Origin of the sequence: Rhodococcus sp. WMMA185 (assembly GCF_001767395.1) — a bacterium.
Taxonomy (GTDB): Bacteria; Actinomycetota; Actinomycetes; order Mycobacteriales; family Mycobacteriaceae; genus Rhodococcus_F.
Genome location: NZ_CP017014.1, coordinates 2841961 through 2859865, shown reverse-complemented (window position 1 = coordinate 2859865; position 17905 = coordinate 2841961). Strand labels below are relative to the sequence as shown.

Here is a 17905-nt window from a genome sequence, read left to right as displayed (position 1 = left end):
TTTCGTATGTTCTATCAGCCTAGTGGGCTGGAGTTCTCCCGTTGCAGAATGCGGGTCCTGCGCGGGTGTGTCCTGCCGTCGTGGTACCGCCCTTGGGCACAATGGCGTCTGTGGACCAACTGAGCCTTGGCGCCTTCGACGACGATGTGAAGCGACGCGACCTTCGCAAGATGAAGGCTGTGGCGACGGGCTTCCTCGTCTTCGCCACCGTCGTGTACCTGGTCTGCCGATGGCAGGAGTCGCGTGGGGCGGGGGAATGGGTCGGGTACGTGCGGGCTGCGTCGGAGGCCGGGATGGTCGGCGCGCTTGCTGACTGGTTCGCCGTTACAGCGCTTTTTCGGCATCCACTCGGATTGCCGATTCCGCACACCGCGATCATCAAGCGCAAGAAGGATCAGCTCGGTGCGAGCCTGAGCAGTTTCGTTGGTAAGAACTTTCTCGCACCCGAGGTGGTCTCCGACAAGGTGCAGGCCGCTGACATCCCACGGCGGCTGGGTACCTGGATGGCGGAGCCCAAACACGCCGAACGGATCGCGGCCGAGACGGCCACGATCCTGCGTGGAATTGTCGAGGTCCTGCGCGATGAGGACGTGCAGCAGATCATCGACAACACCCTCGTGCGCAGGCTCGCCGAGCCGCGGTGGGGGCCGCCGATCGGCCGCGTTCTCGCTGAACTTCTGCGTGAGAATCGGCAACTCCCAATCCTGGATCTACTTGCCGAGCGTGCACACCAGTGGGCGCTGGGCAGCCAGGAGACCATCGACCGGGTCATCAGCCGTGACTCGCCCGCGTGGTCGCCCAAGTTCGTGGATGCGATGCTCGGCGAGAAGATTCACAGGGAACTGGTCGAATTCACTTGGAAGGTGAGATCGAATCCCGAGCACGAAGTGCGACAGGCGGCCAACCGTTTCCTCGTCGATTTCGCCAACGACCTGCAAAATGACCTCGCAACCATCGAGAAGGCAGAGAAGATCAAGGCCGAGATCATGGGTCGCGAGGAGGTGACTGGACTCGCTGCCGCAACCTGGAAGGTGGCCAAACGCCTGGTCTTGGAGTCGGTCGATGACCCACGCAGCACGCTGCGCACCAAGGTCGCGGAGAACGTCGTCGGGTTCGGCGAGCGATTGCGTGACGAGCACGAACTCAGGGCCAAGATCGACGGTTGGGTGCTTTCCGGCACGAGGTACATCGTCGACCACTACACAGACGAGATCACCGGGATCATCACGGACACCGTGGAGCGCTGGGATGCCGAGGAAACGTCCGCCAAGATCGAACTCCAGGTGGGCAGGGACCTGCAGTTCATCCGCATCAACGGCGCTGTGGTCGGTGCGATTGCCGGCCTGGCCATTTACACCCTCTCGACACTGATGTTCGGCTGATCTCCGCTAGCGGGTCCGGGGGTGCTAGCAGAGTGCTTGCAATTGCTAGCACTCTGCTTTAGGCTTGATTCTGCCCAGCAATACGGAGGACTGATGGCAGGCGACGAGGATTGCGAAGCGGCCGGGGCAGGAGATTTGGCTGCTCGCGTAGTCAGCAACGCTGCTCACGATATCGGCGGCTTCATTCGTGCGCAGCGCGAGGCGGCTCACGTGTCGATGCGCCAGTTGGCGCAGCTAGCCGGCGTCAGTAATCCGTATCTGAGTCAGATCGAACGGGGGTTGCGCAAACCCTCGGCCGAAGTGCTCGGACAGATAGCCAAGGGCCTCCGGCTGTCATCGGAGGTCCTGTATGTCCAGGCGGGGTACCTCGAGCAACGGCCGCACGGTCCTGTCCGTGATGCCCTACTCGCTGATACGGCGATCACCGAGCGGCAAAAGCAGGTGCTGCTCGAAATCTATGAGTCGTTCCGTCGGGAGAACGACGCGGCGGAAGCGGGTGGCCCCCCGGAATCCAAGCTTGCGACCGAAGAGCGGACGTCCGAGCCTCGAACAGAAGAACCCCAGCGTTCTGATTCCCAGACGCCGGAACCAGAATCCCACCACATTGAACAGGAGAAAGCCGATGACTGACCTGAAGACCATCGACAGAGCCAAGACCTCGCTGTACGCAGCGGTAGGCGCCGGAGATGTCGTGGTGCAGGCCGTCGCAGACGTCGTGGCCCAGGCTCGCTCGCGCGCCGAGAGCACCCAGGGTGATGTCGAAGAGCGCGTCGGAGACGCCCGCGAGCGCTTCGCCGGGCTGCAGGAAGAGGTCACCGAGAGCGTCGAGAACCTCCGCGATCGTCTCGCGGGGCTGCCCTCCGAGCTGCCCGAGGAGCTCGCCGAGCTGCGGGAGAAGTTCACCCCGGAGGAACTGCGCAAGGTTGCCGAGGCCTACCTCAAGGTCGCATCCGACCTGTACACGTCCCTTGCGGAGCGTGGCGAAGACACTGTCGAGCGCATCCGCAAGCAGCCCGCGGTCGAGGAGAGCATCGTCAGGGCCGAGACCGCTTTCGGTGACGCCGTCGAGCTGACCGAGGAAGCTCTCGGCACCGTGGCACGCCAGACCCGCGCCGTGGGCGAGCAGGCTGCCAAGCTTGCAGGCCTCGCTTCGGGACGTATCTCCGACACCGCCGAGGGCCTCGGCGAGGTCATTGCCGACGCCGGCGACGATGCTGCGCTGAAGGTTCTCGACCTCGGCGATCAGGTCGAGGAGGCATCGAAGGACGCCGCCGATCGTGTGACTGCAGTCGCCGACGATGTCCAGGCTCGCACCGAGAAGGCTGCGCCGGCCAAGGCTCCCGCCGCGAAGAAGGCTGCGCCGGCCAAGGCTCCCGCCGCGAAGAAGGCTGCTCCGGCCAAGGCCGCAAGCGGTCCGGCCAAGAAGGCTCCAGCCAAGAAGGCTTGATCCCAGCGCCGAGAGCATCGGCGAGGTCGTTGATATCTTTCGGCCCCCGCGTGTTCAACGCGGGGGCCGAGAGCCTTCGACCTCGTAGTATGGGGGTGTGATTCAAGTTGACGGCATCATTTCGCTGATCTTTTTCGTACTTCAGATCATTGCGCTCGGTGGTGCGGGTTTCGCGGTGTTTCACGCGGCCCGCCAGCGCAAAGACGCGTTTACGGCCGTGGACAAGTTGACCAAGCCGATCTGGCTGGGCATCCTCGTCGCCGCGCTCCTCGTCCTGCTGATTTTCCCGCCGGTAAGTTTGCTGGGCATCATTGCGGTGATTGCCGTGTGTGTCTATCTGGTGGACGTGCGTCCACGCGTTGATGACATACAGCGCGGCCCGCGCAGGTAGGACCCACCTTCAGCGCTTCCGGCGCAGAGCACACAGTCAACCGACCCAACGGGTATGAATCAAGTCAGGGGTGGGCATGTTCGGCAGTTCGCGTATCACGGGCCGTGAGGTACTCGTCGGGGTTGCAGGGGCGGCCATCCTAGTCACCGCAGCTGCAGCGGTGGCCCGCTACAGGCGCACGACCCGAGAGATGACATCCACGTCGGCGACCTTGCGGAACGAATTGCTCCGCACCCCGAGCCTGCAACCCGACGTGATGGAGATCCTCACCGACGACGGAGCCACGCTCCACGTCCAAGCCTACGGACCTCAGGGCGGCGAACCCATTGTGCTGAGCCACGGTTGGGCCTGTTCCTGCGAGTACTGGTACCCGCAGGTGAACGCACTGGCTGGTGAGTATCGCGTGATCACCTATGACCAACGCGGACACGGCCGCAGCACGGCGGGCTCGCTCGCTTTCAGCCCGGGAGTTCTCGGGGACGACTTGTCAGCGGTCTTGAAAGCGACTGTGCCGAATGCGTCGGTCAACGGACACAAGAAGGCTGTGATCGTCGGTCACAGCATGGGCGGCATGAGCGTCATGGCCTGGGCGGGTCGGCACCCCGATCAGGTGAACAGGTACGCCTCGGCTGTACTGCTGGCCAGCACAGCGTGCGATCGGCTCATCGCAGACACCACCGTGCTCCCACTCCCGAACCGATTTCCTCGGGTCCCGGTACCGGTCGGCCGGGCATTGCTGAGTTCACCCGTGCCGCTTGTCTCTTCGCCTGCGACGACGCGCGCGCTCCAGTATGCGGCGATGTCACCGAACGCTTCGCGCGACGAAGTTCAGTTTTGCGAGAAGATCGTTCGCGATTGTGATCCACGTATTCGCGGCAACTGGGGTGCGGCACTCAGTGGCCTGGATATCCATGAGGCGTTGGAGAATCTGAGCGTCCCGACCACGGTGCTCGTCGGATCCGGGGACCGATTGACCCCGCCGGTCCACTCGCGCAGGCTTGCTCGAATGTTGGACGAGGCCGGAAACCTCGAGCGCCTCGTCGTTCTTCCCGGTGTCGGTCACATGAGTTCGGTGGAGAACATCGACGAGTTCGATCGGGAGATCGTGCATCTGCGAAACCTATAGCACCTCGAGCGCCAGTTGCCTACCGCATTGCCCCGATCCCGTACCAGTGCTAGCTGAACACCACCGTCTTTCGCCCGTGCACCAGGACGCGATCCTCGAGATGCCAGCGAAGGCCACGGGAGAGAACGAGTTTCTCGATGTCGCGGCCCTGCCGGACCATGTCGGCGACCTCGTCTGCGTGGTCGACACGGATCACGTCCTGTTCGATGATGGGGCCCGCGTCGAGTTCCGCAGTCACGTAGTGGCAGGTTGCGCCTATGAGTTTTACCCCGCGCGCGAACGCCTGGTGGTACGGGCGGGCGCCGACGAACGAGGGCAGGAAGCTGTGATGGATGTTGATGGCGCGGCCGGCCCAGTTCTCGCAGAGCGCTGGCGGCAGCACCTGCATGAAACGTGCCAGCACGATGGCGTGAGGGTCGTGTGCATCGACGAGTTCACGCACCCGTTCGAACGAAGGTCCCCGCTCTGCGGGATCCTTCGAGAAGGGGACGTGGTGGAAGTCGATGCCGTGCGCTCGTGAGACGCTTTCGAGATCGCGGTGGTTGCCGATCACGGCGCAGACCTCGGCGGGCAACTCACCACCTGCGGCACGCCCCAACAGGTCGTGGAGGCAGTGGGCCTCTTTGCTGACGAGCAGCACCACGCGCTTGCGTGCTCCTGTGTCGGACACCGTCCATTCCGTTTCGGGGCCGAGTTCTGCGGCGACGGGCGCGAAGCGCTCCCGAAGTTCATCTATGGACATCCCGACCGAGGAAGCCCGCACCGCCTGACGGGTGAAGAACCAACCCGTGTCGGCGTCGGCGTGGTAGGCCGCCTCGACGATCCAGCCCCCCACCTCGGCGAGAAACGTCGAAATGCGGGCGACGATGCCGGTGCGGTCAGGGCAACCGAGGGATAGAACGTACCGGTGGTCCTCGATCGAAGCAGCGTTCATGGCATCAGTCTCTCAGGTTGCGTTCGGCTCATTCGTGGTAGCGGTCCCGACCAGCGTCCCGGCGTCGATGTCGTGAATCGCACGGTCGGTGAGTAGCTCGAGGAAATCGCGGCGGATCGCCTCGATGGTGTGTGCGTCGAACGAGGACAGTGCCCCGCGAAGGGGTCCACCGAGGACAGCGTCCCAGGCGAACTCGGGGGTCGCGGGGATGATGTTGGACAGTTCCCGGACCTCGGTCGCGTGGGCACCGAGCCCGGCAAGCCACTGGTGGAGACGGTCGGGGGTGTCCATGCGCTCGAGAATGTCGAACGCGGCCCCGGCTGGGCCTATGCTGCGTTCGCCGTGCCGCGCGACCGCGTCGAGGAAGGTGTCTGCGAACTCGCACACCGCACCACGCCTCCACACGGTGATTCCGATCTTGCCGCCGGGTCGAACCAGGCCGGCCAGCCGAGTGAACGCCGCGTCCATGTGGGGCAGGAAGAACACTCCGTAGGAACACGCGAGACCGTCGTAGCCGAGTTGTGGGACGGTGCTCGGTGGCTCCCATTCGGTCGCGTCTGCGCAGACGAATTCGATGTTCTGCAGCCCACGTTCGGAGGCGTTCAGTCGTCCCTGTTCGAGTAGTTCATCAGCCAGGTCGACCGCGTGGACGAGCCCGGACTGACCCACCGCTGCGGCCGCCGGAATCGCCGAAGATCCTGCGCCGCAGCACACGTCGAGAACAGCGTCTCCCGGTCGCAGGCCGAGTTGGAAGACGAGAGACTGGCCCGCCGGCGCCCATACTGCCGTCGTGAGACGGGCGAATTCCTGCCGAGCCTCGTCGAAGGTCGATCCCAGATCACTCATACCCGCGATGCTAGGGGTGTATTCCGGCAATGTCAGGGGTGGTGCCGCGTGCTCGTCAAGCCGCTGTGCCAAGCTCACTGTATGCCCGACGCCCCATTGACCCGTTCGCAAGTGGCCGATCTCGTCGACCACACGCTTCTCGCACCCCAAGCAACCGTCGACGACGTCAACGCGCTGATCGACGAAGCCCGTTCTCTCGGCGTACTCGCCGTTTGCGTGTCGCCCTCGATGTTGCCGATACGGGCCCCTGGCTTGGTGACGGCTGCGGTGGTCGGATTCCCTTCGGGAAAACACCACTCGCTGGTCAAAGGCGCCGAGGCACGGCTGGCCGTGGATCAGGGCGCGCAGGAAATCGACATGGTGATCGACATCGGTGCAGCGGTGGCCGGCGACTTCAACGCCGTGCTCGCCGATGTCCTCACGGTGCGGGAGGCAGTCGGCGAGAACGCGGTGCTCAAGGTAATTCTCGAGACAGCGGCGCTCACCGACGAGATGATCGTCCGGGCGTGCCAAGCGGCCGAACAGGCGGGTGCGGACTTCGTGAAGACGTCCACCGGATTCCATCCCGCGGGTGGAGCAACGGTGGAGGCAGTGCGACTGATGGCTCAGACCGTCGGCGGGCGGATCGGGGTCAAGGCGAGCGGAGGAATCCGTACCGCCGAGGTCGCACTCGACATGATCGCGGCCGGAGCGACGCGGCTGGGATTGTCGAGAACCCGTGCCGTTCTGGACGGGTTGCCCGACTGACGCCGTTCGATCAGAGCAGAATTCCGCAGCTGCTCTGTTGCTGTTGCTGTTGCGCAGCGGTATCGGCGGGCGGCATCGTGTACGGTCCGCCGTCGAGTGTGATGTTGATGGCGTCGTCGGTGACCTGCAACGAGGTCGGTTGCATGCCGAGTGGGTAGGTCTGCAGGCTCGACGTGAGGGTTTGGACGATGCCGTCCACGAGATCAGTGGGAAGTCCGAACCCGAGGATCTCCGCGCCTACTGTCTCCACATCAACTGTTCCGTTTGAGACGGTGGGTTTGACTGTCAGACCGGCCAGCCCGGCAGGGCCGACGTCGAACTTCAATGTTCCCGCGTTGGAATCGGCGGTCACTCCGCTGATCAGCGAGCCGAATGTCTGCTGTTGCAGTGTTGTGAGAATGCCTTCGGTGGACCAGTTGACACTTGCCTCGGAGCTGCCGATCGTGCCGCTGCTGTCGGCGTTGTCCTCGATCCGGATGTCGTTGATTCGGGCGTGTACCTGCATTCCCTCTGCTGGGCCAAACCTCGTGTCGTCGCTGTCGATGGTGATGTAGGGGGTGTTCTTGTCGATCGACTGGAGAAGAACGGGCTTCCAACTCAGCCCGACATCGACCTGCGAGCCGAGTTGACTCTCGAACTGGTCCGCCATGCAGGTCTTCACGTTGTGGCGCACGTAGAGCTCGCCGGCCACGAGGACCGCCACGAGTGTGACGATCACGGTCAGAGAGATGATGAGCACCCGGTTGCTTCGGGGTGCGGCGGAGTTCGTTCGGGCTGCCATTGCAGGGATTCTTCCCGACAACTCTGAACGAATTCTGTGAATGCGGCGGTGATTGATCACTGAGATCTGAGGAAAATGTGATGTACACCATAGTCGGCCAGTAATCTAGGGAAATGCCCGGATGGTTGGCACCGCGTTCCGGTGACCCGGAGCGAGAAGGTGTGGTTGAAGAACTGACCCGCGCCGCGATGGCTCAGGCGGGGTACTTCACCACGACGCAAGTGCTTCGCCTCGGCTTTGCAGCCTCGGACATCGGCGAGCACCTCGCCGACGGGTCGTGGGTCAAGATCGAGCGAGACCTGTTCCGGTTGAGGGATTGTCCGCGCTCCGACCTCGAAGAGTTCGCGAAGTGGTGCACCTGGTTCGGTGCCGCGGCGGCGGTCTCGCACCAAAGTGCGGCCGAACTCCACGGTCTCGGGCACCTCTACCCGAGATTCATCCATCTCTCCACGGTGCTGTCGCCGCCGTCGCCGACGCAGCAATTGGCGTTGCATCGGCGGTCGCTGGGCCCCGAGGAGGTCGAGCAGGTCGGCCCGCTTCGCATCACGACGCCGAAGCGCACCGCACTCGATCTCGCGGCCAGCGGTATCTCGCAGGAGTTGCTCGACGAGGTAGTCGCCGACGGAGTCGCGATCGGTCGGCTGAGCGCGAGTGCGTTGCAGCGCGAATGCGGGTCGCTGCCGGGGCAGGTGGCGCAGAGGGTCGAACGCGCTCTGGCCGCCTGCACTTGACCCCGCCTGCACACCGGCACAACATGTTTCGCGAACAGAGCGCATCGCCTGATGTCGCGCGGGCTAATCGGCTGTGTGGGGAGCGACCACTGACCAGGGAACGGTGAGGATGTTGTCACGCCGTCGATGTCTCTGACTCTGCACCGGAAGTCCCTGCGCGCGAAGGAGTTCCAAAGAAGATCGCCACCGTATTCGAGGCCCGAACGCGGCGTGTGGCGCCGCCGTGGCCCAAGCGCGGTCGGCTGCCGTGAGTAGGTCGTGAACCGGCTCGCCAGGGACGTTGCGATGGATCAGGGCCTTCGGAAGGCGTTCGGCGATGTCGGAGGGTCTGTCGATGTCGAAGGGGTCCCACGCGAGCGTCAGAGACAGAGGTCGTTGGGCGTCGAGCAGTACCCAGGCGCAGCGTCGGCCGAGCTCGTCACAGGTTCCGTCGATGATCAGGCCGCCCGGCGCGAGCCCGGACTGCATACGTGCCCAAGCAGGCCCGACCGCATCCTCGGGGTATTGGCGCAGCACATTGAACGCTCGGACGAGCACGGGCCGGAGCCCGGAGAGTTCGAACCCGCCGCGGGCGAAACTCACCCCGTTCCTGTTCTCGACTACGCGCTCCGGGTCGATCTCGAGACCCACGACCCGGCGGTCCCTCCGTACCGCAGTGAGTCGATCCGCGAGCTCGAATGTTGTGTGCGGGCGGGCGCCGTACCCGAGATCGACCACGAGTGGGTCCGCGGCGTCGTTCAGTGCCCGCCGTACCAGAGGATCGTGAACCAGCCATCGGTCACTGCGACGCAGTCGGTTGATGCCGGTCGTGCCACGGGTGATGACGCCGTGAGGTCGCCGCAATGCTGCGGAAGTCATGAAAACTTGTCGAGAGTGCTCGTCAGCGCTGCGACAACCACTCTTCGGTGACCTCCGCCTCGGTACGGAAGAGGTCGACGAGATTGACGAGCATCAACTGTTCGAGCTTGCCGCCGATGAAGGGCAAATACACCTTGGCCTCCGACGTGGTGCGGAACGTGCACCCGTTGTCGGTGGCGAACAACTTCATGTTGCCGGTGAGACTGCCCGGCCCCGCCGGAATCGACGCCTCGTACGTGCCTGTCGTCGGTTCTCCGAAAGGCGTGTAGAACTCCTTGCGGGTGATGACCATGTCTTTCTTGATCACGCTCTGCGCGATATCCGGAAGACTCGTGCGCGGCAGGATGTGGTGCAGGACGACGGCGATACCGTCGTCTGTGACCTCGAACTGCTCGATATGATTCTCCGAGTACTTCCGCATCTCTTCGATGCGGGCATCCCAGTAGTCCCGGTCGGTGAATGCGCTGTACACCTGTTCGGGGGTGTGCTTGTACCGTGCTGAGTAGTCGATGCGGCGAGCCATGATGGCCTAGGTTACCGGGCTGGGGCCGACCGCGAGCGGTGTCTGCCACAGGTCAGGAACCGAGCCACCGATGAGTGAACTCCTGCTCCTTCTCGATCAGGCGCAGCACTTCGTCTGCGATTGCGCCTTCGATCTTGCCGCCGATCAGCGGGATCTTGACCTCCGCCCTGCCATCTAGCTGCACCTTCGACCCCGTGCCGATACTGGTCATCGTCTGGGTGCCGGAGATGGTGGCGGGAGCGCCCTCGACTTCGGCCGTGAACGTGCAGGCGGCGCGCTCGCCGACGAGCGCGTTCCATGTTTCGGTGCGTTTGATCAACAGATCGCCGGGCCGGATCTTCGTGACGATGCCGGGCAGGTGCTCGGCCGGGATGGTCTGCGACATCGACACCGAGATGGTGCCTGGGCCCGTTGTCACCTGCTCTAGAGCGGCCCCCGGCCCCCCGACCTGCTCGAGTCGGTCGCGCCAGTACTGCTCGTCGGTCAGGGCCGCATGTACCTCGGCGGCGGGAAACGAGTAGGACGAGGAATGCACTATGCGGCGGCTCACGACCCGCAGGCTACCGTTTGCCTTGTGTGGGATCTGAGCATTGTCGGCCAACTTGTCGATTCGGGCGCCTTCGTGTCCGAGAACCTCGAGCTGTCGGGACTGACCACGTTGCGCGTCGGAGGGCGGGCACGGGTGGTGGCGGAGTGCGCCACGACCGAGATCCTCGTGGACGTCGTCCGTCTCCTCGACTCCTCGAACATCCCGACTCTGATTCTGGCCGGGGGTTCCAATCTGGTGATCGGTGACGACGGGTTCGACGGTGTGGTGGTTCGGGTGTCCAACACCGCTGTCAGGATCGATGAGGATGCCGTCAGGGCCGATGCGGGTGTCGAGTGGGACCGGGTGGTTGCCCAGGTTGTCGACGCGGAGCTGGGGGGACTCGAGTGTCTGTCGGGAATTCCAGGGTCGACCGGGGCCACTCCGGTACAAAACGTCGGCGCATACGGAGTCGAGGTGGGCTCGATGCTCAGACGTGTGCATCTACTCGACCGGACTACCGGCGAGACCCGCTGGGTCGAGCCCGAGGCCCTCGGTCTCGGCTACCGCACCAGCATCCTCAAGCACTCGGACGCCGCCCTGGTGCTGGAGGTGGAATTAGCAGTGCATCCAGACGGCCTCAGCGAGCCGCTGCGCTATCGGGAGCTGGCCGCTGCGCTCGACGCACCGGAAGGCTGTCGGCTGCCGTCGGCGCAGGTCCGCGACGCCGTGCTGGACCTGCGCCGAGGCAAGGGCATGGTGCTCGACCCTGCCGATCACGACACGTGGAGCGCAGGGTCGTTCTTCACCAACCCGGTGGTGACCGACGCCGAGTTGACGCGTGTCCTCGGCGCCATCGAGGCCCGACTCGGCGACGTCGCTGTACCGCAGTACCCGGCAGACGGCGGAACGAAGCTGTCGGCGGGCTGGCTGATCGAGCGGGCCGGCTTCACGAAGGGGTATCCCGGCGAAGGCGCGGTGGCCAGGCTCTCGACGAAGCATGCACTCGCCCTGACCAACCGCGGCACCGCAACGAGTGCAGACTTACTGGCACTCGCCCGCGATGTTCGCAAGGGAGTCCTGGCCGCCTTCGGGGTGCGTCTGGACCCGGAACCGGTGACGGTGGGCTGTGATCTCTGAGATCGATTCTCCGAGATTGCCCCGAGCGCAGGTAGCCTCGTCGCTGTGTACGAACAGGATTCCCGGAGAAGTAGGCCGAGGGTCGCGTTCATCCTTACAGCGATGGTCGCGCTTTTCCTACTTGTGACCGGATGCACGACGGGTTCGACGTCGGGGACGGCCACCGCACCCCCCGGACCGGTGGTCGAGGTCACACAGAATCCGGCGTCGGGCACCGTCGACGTCAACCCGGTGGCGCCGATCTCGGCTACCGCATCCCACGGAACCTTCACCGACATATCGCTGGTGAACGCAAAGGGGTACGCCGTCGAGGGTGCGCTGTCACCTGACCGGACAACGTTCACCGTCGGCGAGGCGCTGGGCTACGGGGCCACGTATACGTGGCAGGGAACGGCAGTCGGCACGGACGGTAAATCGGTCCCGGTCAAGGGGAGTTTCACCACGCTCGAGCCCGATAGCACCGTCTCCGCGAGCCTGAACATCGGCGACGGGCAGGAGGTCGGGATCGCCGCGCCGATCATCGTGCAGTTCCACGGCACCGTCGAAGACAAGGCCGCTGCGGAGAAGGCCATGACGGTCACCACCAACCCGCCCACCACCGGTTCATGGGCATGGCTGCCCGACGACAACGGCTCGCGCGCCCACTGGCGGCCGCAGAACTACTGGGCGCCCGGAACCACCGTGGACCTCGACGCCAAGTTCTACGGCGTCGATTTCGGCGACGGCGCGTACGGTGCCGAAGACATGACTCTGGATTTCACGATCGGGCGCAGTCAGATCGTCATTGCGAATGCGCCCAGCCATCGCATGCAGGTTGTGCGCGACGGTGAAACCATCATGGACATCCCCGTCAGTTACGGCGAGGGCAATGAGTCGCGCAACGTCACGCGCAGCGGCATCCATGTGGTGACCGAAAAGCATGAGGACTTCCTCATGTCGAACCCTCCCTATTACGAGAATGTCCGCGAGCGCTGGGCCGTTCGCATCTCCAACAACGGTGAGTTCATCCACGCCAACCCGGCGACCATCGGTGTGCAGGGGTCGTCCAACGTCACCAACGGCTGCATCAACCTCTCGCTCGCCGACGCGGAGCAGTACTTCGGCACCGCAATGTACGGGGACCCGGTCGAGGTGACCGGAACGTCCATCGACCTCTCTGCCGCCGATGGCGACATCTACGACTGGGCGATCGACTGGCCCACGTGGCAGTCCATGTCCGCACTCGCCAAATGAGTGGCGAGAGCGCGGATGCTGTCTCCCACGACCGACCTGGTCGGCTACGTCCTGCGGTGGAAACGGCTGGAGTCCGCCTGATCCCGGGGCCTGACCACGATCTGGTCGAGATTCACATGGGACGGGCGGGAAGCGGCGAACCCGATGATCTCCGCGATGTCCGCAGCCACCAACGGGGTGATGCCCTCGTACACCTTGTCGGCACGCTCCTGGTCGCCGTGGAAGCGCACCAGCGAGAAGTCCGTCTCGACCGCGCCCGGCAGGATCTCTGTGAACCGGACAGGCTTGCCGAGCAGTTCACCCCGCAGGGTGCGATGCAGGGCGGCCTGTGCGTGCTTGGCCGAGGTGTACCCAGATCCGTTGTCATAGATCGATATGGCCGCCGTCGAGGTGACGGTAACGACCAACCCGTCACCTGACTCGATCAACTTCGGCAGCAGAGCCTTGGTAACTCGTAGTGTGCCCAGGACGTTCGTCTCCCACATCCACCGCCAGTCGTCGAGGTCGGTATCGACAATCGGTGCGAGGCCCTTGGCGCCGCCGGCGTTGTTCACCAGCACGTCCACGCGGGGCAAAACAGCGGCGAAGGCATCCACGGAGTCCTGATCTGTCACGTCGAGTTCGAGCGCCGTACCGTCGATGTCTTCGGCGATCTTCTCCAAGCGATCGCGTCGCCGGGCTCCGAGCACCACGTGGAAACCCTGCCCGGCCAGTGTGCGGGCGGTGGCTTCTCCGATGCCTGAACTGGCTCCGGTGACGACAGCGATACTTGCGTTCGGCGAAATGGTCATGGCTAACATGCTAAGAGTTGCCGACCGCAACGGAAGCGCGGGTGAAATCCTGTTTCATGCGGGCCACCATGCCCGACCGGTGATGTCGGCTCTCTTGTGATCGCGGCAACCGCCGACACCCTGTATGCGCTGTCGATGGAGGGACCGGACTCGGCGTCGGCGTTGACCACGGCCCTGGTCGGGCAGATCTTCGATGCCGCAGCAGCATTGGGTGCGCAAACACCGGCCCGCACCTACGAGCAGGAGACACCGCGGTGGGTGCCGAAAGCGCTGCGGCCGACGACGACGTCGAGCGGTGGCCGTTTGGATACTCCGTTGGTGGCCGTGCTCGACGAGGCCACGAACACTGTGCTTCTCAAGTCGCTTCCGGACCAGTACAGCCATTTCGGGGGCCGCGGGATCATCCCGATCGCGATTTTGCAGTCCCCGCAGCAGGGCATCCGGATGTGGGGGAGAGAGGAATTCGAGGGGATGCTCGCCGGCGCGGTCCACTACTACGGCGGCAACGCCAAAGAGCGGGGGTACCTGTCGGATCTGTCGGAGCAGATCGGCCGCCACGAGGTGCTGTCGACGACCCGCAGCAGCGGCCGCGGGGGCGGGGGCGGGGGCAGCTCGCAGAGCTGGCAGGAGAAGTCGATCCTGACCATCGACGATCTCGCGGCGCTGCCGAAAGACCGGGCGATCGTCTTGTTCCCGGCCAGCAGGCCGGTGCTGATCAAGAAGAACTGGTGGTGGGAGGCCGACTACGCCGAGATCGTCCGCGGCTCGATCCGCCCCCATAGCACGGACGCGGCCCTGACCAAGCGGCTCCTCGCCGGCGGCGAAGAAGACGACCTCGGAGACGACTACGTCGAGCCGGAGACGATCACCGACGCGCAGGCGTACCGGTAGACGGGAGAAAACATGTCGGACACAGATTTCGGCGACCTTGACCTTGACCTCGACCTCGATGGTGATGGCGAGGAATCGGGTCCCGGTCCGGCGTTCGAGTCGGTTCAGCAGTGGGTGACCTGCTACCTGGCGACCGTGATCAACCGCCGGGTCGACCCGCAACCGGGGCGGGGCCTGTCCTGGGATCCGCGCTGGTGGCAGCATTCGGAGGTGGTCGCCCGCCTCCGCCCTGTGGTGGGCGTTCGAGGGTGCCCGGCTGGCCAGCAGCCAGGACCGGTCGGCCATGTCCGGGTGGTGGGTCGATCACCTCGAACCGCACCTTCGGGTTCTCCTCGACGGGGACAGTGGGCCGATGAGCGGGCGCGAACGAGGACGGCACCTGGCCCGGTCACGGGCCGCTCGCCTACGAGCCACCACCAGACGGCTGGAACGCAGACGACCTGGCGGACCTACCGACCAAGCGGCCCGAACCGGTGGGCAAGGGCAGCGAGGACCTCCCGGCCCCAGCGTTCACCAGACTCGAAGACTTCGTGCAGCACTATCTGTGCGAGGTCGTCAACCGGAAGATCGGCCCGCAGCCGAGCCACGGGCTCGCCTGGGATGCCCGCTGGTGGCGGCATTCGGAGGTGGTGGCCCGGCTGACCGCCCTGTGGTGGGCGTTCGAGGACGTCCGCGCATCCGCCGACGATCCCTCAGCGATGTCGAACTGGTGGATCCGGCACTGCGACCCGCACCTGCGGGTGCTCCGCGACGGCGAGACCGGGCCGATGAGCCACGCCACCGACGACGGAACCTGGCTCGGACACGGGGAACTCGACGCCGGCCACCCACCGGAAGGATGGACCCGACCGTCCCGGTTGACACCCTGAAGCGCGCGACCCGCTGTGAAAACGCGATGCCCTCCGACCCGTCAACGGGTCGGAGGGCATCGCACTGTCGGGCGGTGCAGAACCGGAAAAGTGGTCGCCGCACCTGCGCCGATCCGAGAAATCCTTCCCGGATCAGGGCCTACAGGGAACATTCCTTGTCGACCGAGGCAGTGTGCGGCGACCTCTTGCTCGTCGCATGAGCAGTGTAGAACAGGCATCTGACATGGGATAGGGCCGCCATTTCACCTGACGACCGCCACGTCAAACCACCGGCCTGTCATGTTCGCTGTGGGACTGTCCGATGAAACGATGGAACCGCCTTGACATCGGTGAGTCTCACCCGGTGTGACCAAGCCGTTGCCCCACAAGCTGAGGCAACTGTCACTCCTTCTTCTTCGGTTGTTCGTCCTTCGGGGAGATCAATAGACGAACCACCACAAGCGCTGCAGCACAGAAAATTAGCCCCACGATGACGATCTCCGCCAACAGGGCCCAGGAACGCGACTGCACACTAGCGACGATCGAAACTACCGCCAGAATCACCAAACCGGCGGTCAGGCCGCGGACCTCGTTTTTCCTCAGACGCATTTGAATGAAGGGAGTGGGTTAGGGAAGTCTAAATAGTTGATCTCCAGCTCACCTGGGGTAGAAGCCGAACCTGTGGAGGGTTTTGTGCAGAAGCCGTTCGTTGCAATGTACGCGGCCGCGCCGGCTAACGCACCCACCGCACTCGCACAGCCGGCTTGGCCGATACCCGGAATGGCGCAGACGGCGATACCCAGCGCCGCTGCGCCACCGGTAGCCAGCACTGTCTGATCCGTGTGGTTCAGGTAGAGATAGATTCCGTTGCCGAACCCCGCGCGGAGCTTCGGTGCGATCTCGCCCGGAGCCAAAGGCGCTGGCTCGGTGGTCTCGATGACGACCCGCGGGCCCCCGGGTTGGGTTACGTCGTATTCCTTAGTCTGCACACCCTTGCTGGTGCTGACCTCTGGGATGATGCCCTGGGACTCCAAGGTCGTCTGCAGTTCGGCAACGGATTCCGCGGTTGGGTCCGGTACGACCTCGGCAGCGGCAACACCCTGGCCGAATGAAGCGATCGCGGCAACCGCGACGATCGAGATACCTGCTCTGGCTAGTATTTTCACAGATATCCTTTCGATAATCGAATGAACATACCGATTTGTATGTTTCTCACGAGAGGCTAGCCGCACCAACCTAGTTGTACGGACAAATTGGGCGAATCAGAGATCGCGGGCCTCGCGTGTGCGGCAACCGACAAGAACGTTGACCGCGCATCGTGCTCACCTCATGGCCTTGATGGTTCGGGGTTGTTTGAGGATGGTTTGGCCGGGGATTCGGATCCGGCTACATTGCTCGGCATGAACGCAGAACGGCAGATAGTCGACACCGGCGAAATACGTGCGGCGATTGCTGGCGAGATCCGGGCGTTGCGTGATCGGCAGGGCCTCAGCCTGGCAGAACTAGGCGAACGCGCCGGACTCAAAGAGTCGACACTGCAGAAAATCGAGAGCGGCAAACGAGACGTGCAACTCCCTGAACTGGCCGCAATCGCCGAAGTACTCAACATATCCTGGCTGAAGTTGCTTCAGACGGTTCAGGACTCGCTGGATCGCAAGTAGTTCCGAACCGGTAAGGGGCAGACCAGGAAACGCTGCGTCAGCGACGCTCGACGACCATCTGGCACCTCTGGGCTACAGGATGCAGATGCCGCGACGCGGTCACACGGACACGGAACTCAGCGGCCGTAGGGGCGATCCGGCAGCGGATTAATTCCGTCACTGTCCCACGTCACGCGTTGATCCTTCGATGCACCGACAACTTCGAGTGTGGCCTCTGCTGCCACCGCCCTACTTGCTTCCGTCGACGCACCGATATATGTCGACATCAGGTCGATATCTGTCGCCACGCACCAGGCCTGGTCTGCAGGCCACCACACATTGGGGCCGTGCCCCTGGAATGTGTTCACCGCTGCCCCTACCGGGCCGCGGAAGAGGAGCATCGACCGCTGGGGCAGGTGAAGACGAGGACCATGGGGATCCACACCGAGGTAGCTATTTCCCTCCCAGACTCCGAACCAGCAATCATCAGGGGTCCTGGTGAAGCGTTCCAGCACAGCAGCAAGCGCCGACCGCTGGGGCAGGGGGAGTTCCCCGGTGGATGGCTCTTCGTCCCAGAGTTGATCGCGAGTATCGCTGGCAGGAGTGGTCGCCCCCGCTTCGAGAATCGACCCCCACTCCACCGTCTGATGGATGACCGCATTGCTGACGTCGGCGACCTCTTGCCATGTCACCGGCGTCCGAACTGCGGGCGCACCCGTCTGCCCGATCCTTGCTGCGGGATGCAGGATCCGGGAATACACCGGGAAAACTAGGGGAAGCAGCGAACCCACTGTGCCGTCGAAGTTCCGTATGTTGTCGATGATCCACTGCCCCGCCGAGTCGTCCGAGCAAATGTCATCGAGGTGCCATGTGCCGTCCATACTCAGACCATGCCACAGCGGACACGACCGGTTGTGGTCACGGAATCGACGGCCGGGTCTGGCAGTCCCTAGCTTCTCGCAGCGTTTTCGTGGACTTACACAATCGGGTTAGGTGCAGAGGGAGGGCTGGATTCCAGCCCTCCCTCTGCTTTCACTCCGATCCCGGTCATGCTTTTCCCGGTTCCCAGG

Annotated in this window: 22 protein-coding genes and 1 pseudogene; 13 read left to right on the top strand and 10 right to left on the bottom strand. The window is 64.1% G+C overall.

Features of this window, described 5'->3' with window-relative positions; all coding sequences use genetic code 11:
• Positions 1-110 precede the first annotated feature (110 nt).
• The 5 genes from BFN03_RS12895 (at position 111) to BFN03_RS12875 (ending at position 4346) form a co-directional block, all read left to right on the top strand.
• On the top strand, positions 111-1382 hold the full coding sequence (locus BFN03_RS12895) for a DUF445 domain-containing protein (RefSeq protein WP_084385777.1): 1272 nt from the start codon (positions 111-113) through the stop codon (positions 1380-1382).
• A gap of 93 nt (positions 1383-1475) precedes the next feature.
• Complete coding sequence (locus BFN03_RS12890; protein WP_070379328.1) at positions 1476-2012, top strand: helix-turn-helix domain-containing protein; 537 nt, start codon at positions 1476-1478, stop codon at positions 2010-2012.
• Positions 2005-2829 (top strand): major lipid droplet protein TadA, encoded by an 825-nt coding sequence (gene tadA / locus BFN03_RS12885; protein ID WP_070379327.1) that lies wholly within the window; start codon positions 2005-2007, stop codon positions 2827-2829. Before BFN03_RS12890 ends, tadA begins: the two co-directional genes overlap by 8 nt.
• A gap of 97 nt (positions 2830-2926) precedes the next feature.
• Positions 2927-3220 carry a DUF2516 family protein gene (locus BFN03_RS12880; RefSeq protein WP_070379326.1) on the top strand — a complete coding sequence of 98 codons (294 nt, stop codon included), beginning with the start codon at positions 2927-2929 and terminating at the stop codon, positions 3218-3220.
• 76 nt (positions 3221-3296) lie between these two features.
• Positions 3297-4346 (top strand): alpha/beta fold hydrolase, encoded by a 1050-nt coding sequence (locus BFN03_RS12875; RefSeq protein WP_070379325.1) that lies wholly within the window; start codon positions 3297-3299, stop codon positions 4344-4346.
• Positions 4347-4395: 49 nt separating this feature from the next.
• On the opposite strand, the gene purU is transcribed toward BFN03_RS12875, so the two are convergent.
• Positions 4396-5280: a formyltetrahydrofolate deformylase gene (purU, locus tag BFN03_RS12870; RefSeq protein WP_070379324.1), complete on the bottom strand. Its 885-nt coding sequence runs from the start codon at positions 5278-5280 to the stop codon at positions 4396-4398.
• Positions 5281-5292: 12 nt separating this feature from the next.
• Positions 5293-6126, bottom strand: coding sequence for a class I SAM-dependent methyltransferase (locus BFN03_RS12865; protein ID WP_070379323.1), 834 nt, complete (start codon positions 6124-6126; stop codon positions 5293-5295).
• 81 nt (positions 6127-6207) lie between these two features.
• On the opposite strand from BFN03_RS12865, the gene deoC reads away from it, so the two are divergent.
• Positions 6208-6873 (top strand): deoxyribose-phosphate aldolase, encoded by a 666-nt coding sequence (gene deoC / locus BFN03_RS12860; RefSeq protein ID WP_070379322.1) that lies wholly within the window; start codon positions 6208-6210, stop codon positions 6871-6873.
• A 10-nt stretch (positions 6874-6883) separates the two neighbouring features.
• Here deoC and BFN03_RS12855 read toward each other — a convergent pair whose 3' ends face one another.
• Positions 6884-7654, bottom strand: coding sequence for an LmeA family phospholipid-binding protein (locus BFN03_RS12855; RefSeq protein ID WP_070379321.1), 771 nt, complete (start codon positions 7652-7654; stop codon positions 6884-6886).
• A gap of 113 nt (positions 7655-7767) precedes the next feature.
• On the opposite strand from BFN03_RS12855, the gene BFN03_RS12850 reads away from it, so the two are divergent.
• A complete protein-coding gene (locus BFN03_RS12850; protein WP_070379320.1) occupies positions 7768-8385 on the top strand; it encodes a type IV toxin-antitoxin system AbiEi family antitoxin domain-containing protein in 618 nt (205 codons plus the stop codon).
• A 63-nt stretch (positions 8386-8448) separates the two neighbouring features.
• Here the strand turns inward: BFN03_RS12850 and BFN03_RS12845 are convergent, their stop codons facing one another.
• The 3 genes from BFN03_RS12845 to BFN03_RS12835 are packed head-to-tail and all read right to left on the bottom strand — an operon-like array spanning position 8449 to position 10316.
• Positions 8449-9243: a methylase gene (locus BFN03_RS12845; protein ID WP_070379319.1), complete on the bottom strand. Its 795-nt coding sequence runs from the start codon at positions 9241-9243 to the stop codon at positions 8449-8451.
• A 22-nt stretch (positions 9244-9265) separates the two neighbouring features.
• A complete protein-coding gene (locus BFN03_RS12840) occupies positions 9266-9766 on the bottom strand; it encodes a DUF2505 domain-containing protein (protein WP_070379318.1) in 501 nt (166 codons plus the stop codon).
• Positions 9767-9818: 52 nt separating this feature from the next.
• Positions 9819-10316 carry a DUF2505 domain-containing protein gene (locus tag BFN03_RS12835; protein ID WP_070379317.1) on the bottom strand — a complete coding sequence of 166 codons (498 nt, stop codon included), beginning with the start codon at positions 10314-10316 and terminating at the stop codon, positions 9819-9821.
• 24 nt (positions 10317-10340) lie between these two features.
• Between BFN03_RS12835 and BFN03_RS12830 the strand changes: the two genes are divergently transcribed.
• Positions 10341-11432 (top strand): UDP-N-acetylmuramate dehydrogenase, encoded by a 1092-nt coding sequence (locus tag BFN03_RS12830; RefSeq protein ID WP_070380893.1) that lies wholly within the window; start codon positions 10341-10343, stop codon positions 11430-11432.
• A 45-nt stretch (positions 11433-11477) separates the two neighbouring features.
• Positions 11478-12665, top strand: a complete 1188-nt coding sequence (locus tag BFN03_RS12825; protein WP_070379316.1) for a L,D-transpeptidase — start codon at positions 11478-11480, stop codon at positions 12663-12665.
• Positions 12666-12709: 44 nt separating this feature from the next.
• Here BFN03_RS12825 and BFN03_RS12820 read toward each other — a convergent pair whose 3' ends face one another.
• Positions 12710-13456: an SDR family NAD(P)-dependent oxidoreductase gene (locus BFN03_RS12820; RefSeq protein ID WP_070379315.1), complete on the bottom strand. Its 747-nt coding sequence runs from the start codon at positions 13454-13456 to the stop codon at positions 12710-12712.
• Between the two features lie 96 nt (positions 13457-13552).
• Between BFN03_RS12820 and BFN03_RS12815 the strand changes: the two genes are divergently transcribed.
• The 3 genes and pseudogenes from BFN03_RS12815 to BFN03_RS12810 all read left to right on the top strand — a co-directional run bounded on the left by BFN03_RS12815 (position 13553) and on the right by BFN03_RS12810 (position 15216).
• A complete protein-coding gene (locus tag BFN03_RS12815; protein ID WP_070379314.1) occupies positions 13553-14347 on the top strand; it encodes a TraM recognition domain-containing protein in 795 nt (264 codons plus the stop codon).
• A gap of 12 nt (positions 14348-14359) precedes the next feature.
• Positions 14360-14723, top strand: a pseudogene (locus BFN03_RS21030) (DUF4913 domain-containing protein); the annotation flags it as partial.
• A gap of 97 nt (positions 14724-14820) precedes the next feature.
• Positions 14821-15216 (top strand): DUF4913 domain-containing protein, encoded by a 396-nt coding sequence (locus BFN03_RS12810; RefSeq protein ID WP_070379313.1) that lies wholly within the window; start codon positions 14821-14823, stop codon positions 15214-15216.
• A 381-nt stretch (positions 15217-15597) separates the two neighbouring features.
• Here BFN03_RS12810 and BFN03_RS12805 read toward each other — a convergent pair whose 3' ends face one another.
• Positions 15598-15804 (bottom strand): hypothetical protein, encoded by a 207-nt coding sequence (locus tag BFN03_RS12805; protein ID WP_070379312.1) that lies wholly within the window; start codon positions 15802-15804, stop codon positions 15598-15600.
• A complete protein-coding gene (locus BFN03_RS12800) occupies positions 15795-16361 on the bottom strand; it encodes a hypothetical protein (protein ID WP_157109603.1) in 567 nt (188 codons plus the stop codon). Before BFN03_RS12800 ends, BFN03_RS12805 begins: the two co-directional genes overlap by 10 nt.
• Before the next feature lie 234 nt (positions 16362-16595).
• Here BFN03_RS12800 and BFN03_RS12795 point away from each other — a divergent pair, with 234 nt between their 5' ends.
• Positions 16596-16856 (top strand): helix-turn-helix domain-containing protein, encoded by a 261-nt coding sequence (locus BFN03_RS12795; RefSeq protein ID WP_070379311.1) that lies wholly within the window; start codon positions 16596-16598, stop codon positions 16854-16856.
• Between the two features lie 116 nt (positions 16857-16972).
• On the opposite strand, the gene BFN03_RS12790 is transcribed toward BFN03_RS12795, so the two are convergent.
• A complete protein-coding gene (locus BFN03_RS12790; RefSeq protein ID WP_070379310.1) occupies positions 16973-17716 on the bottom strand; it encodes a hypothetical protein in 744 nt (247 codons plus the stop codon).
• Between the last annotated feature and the right edge of the window lie 189 nt (positions 17717-17905).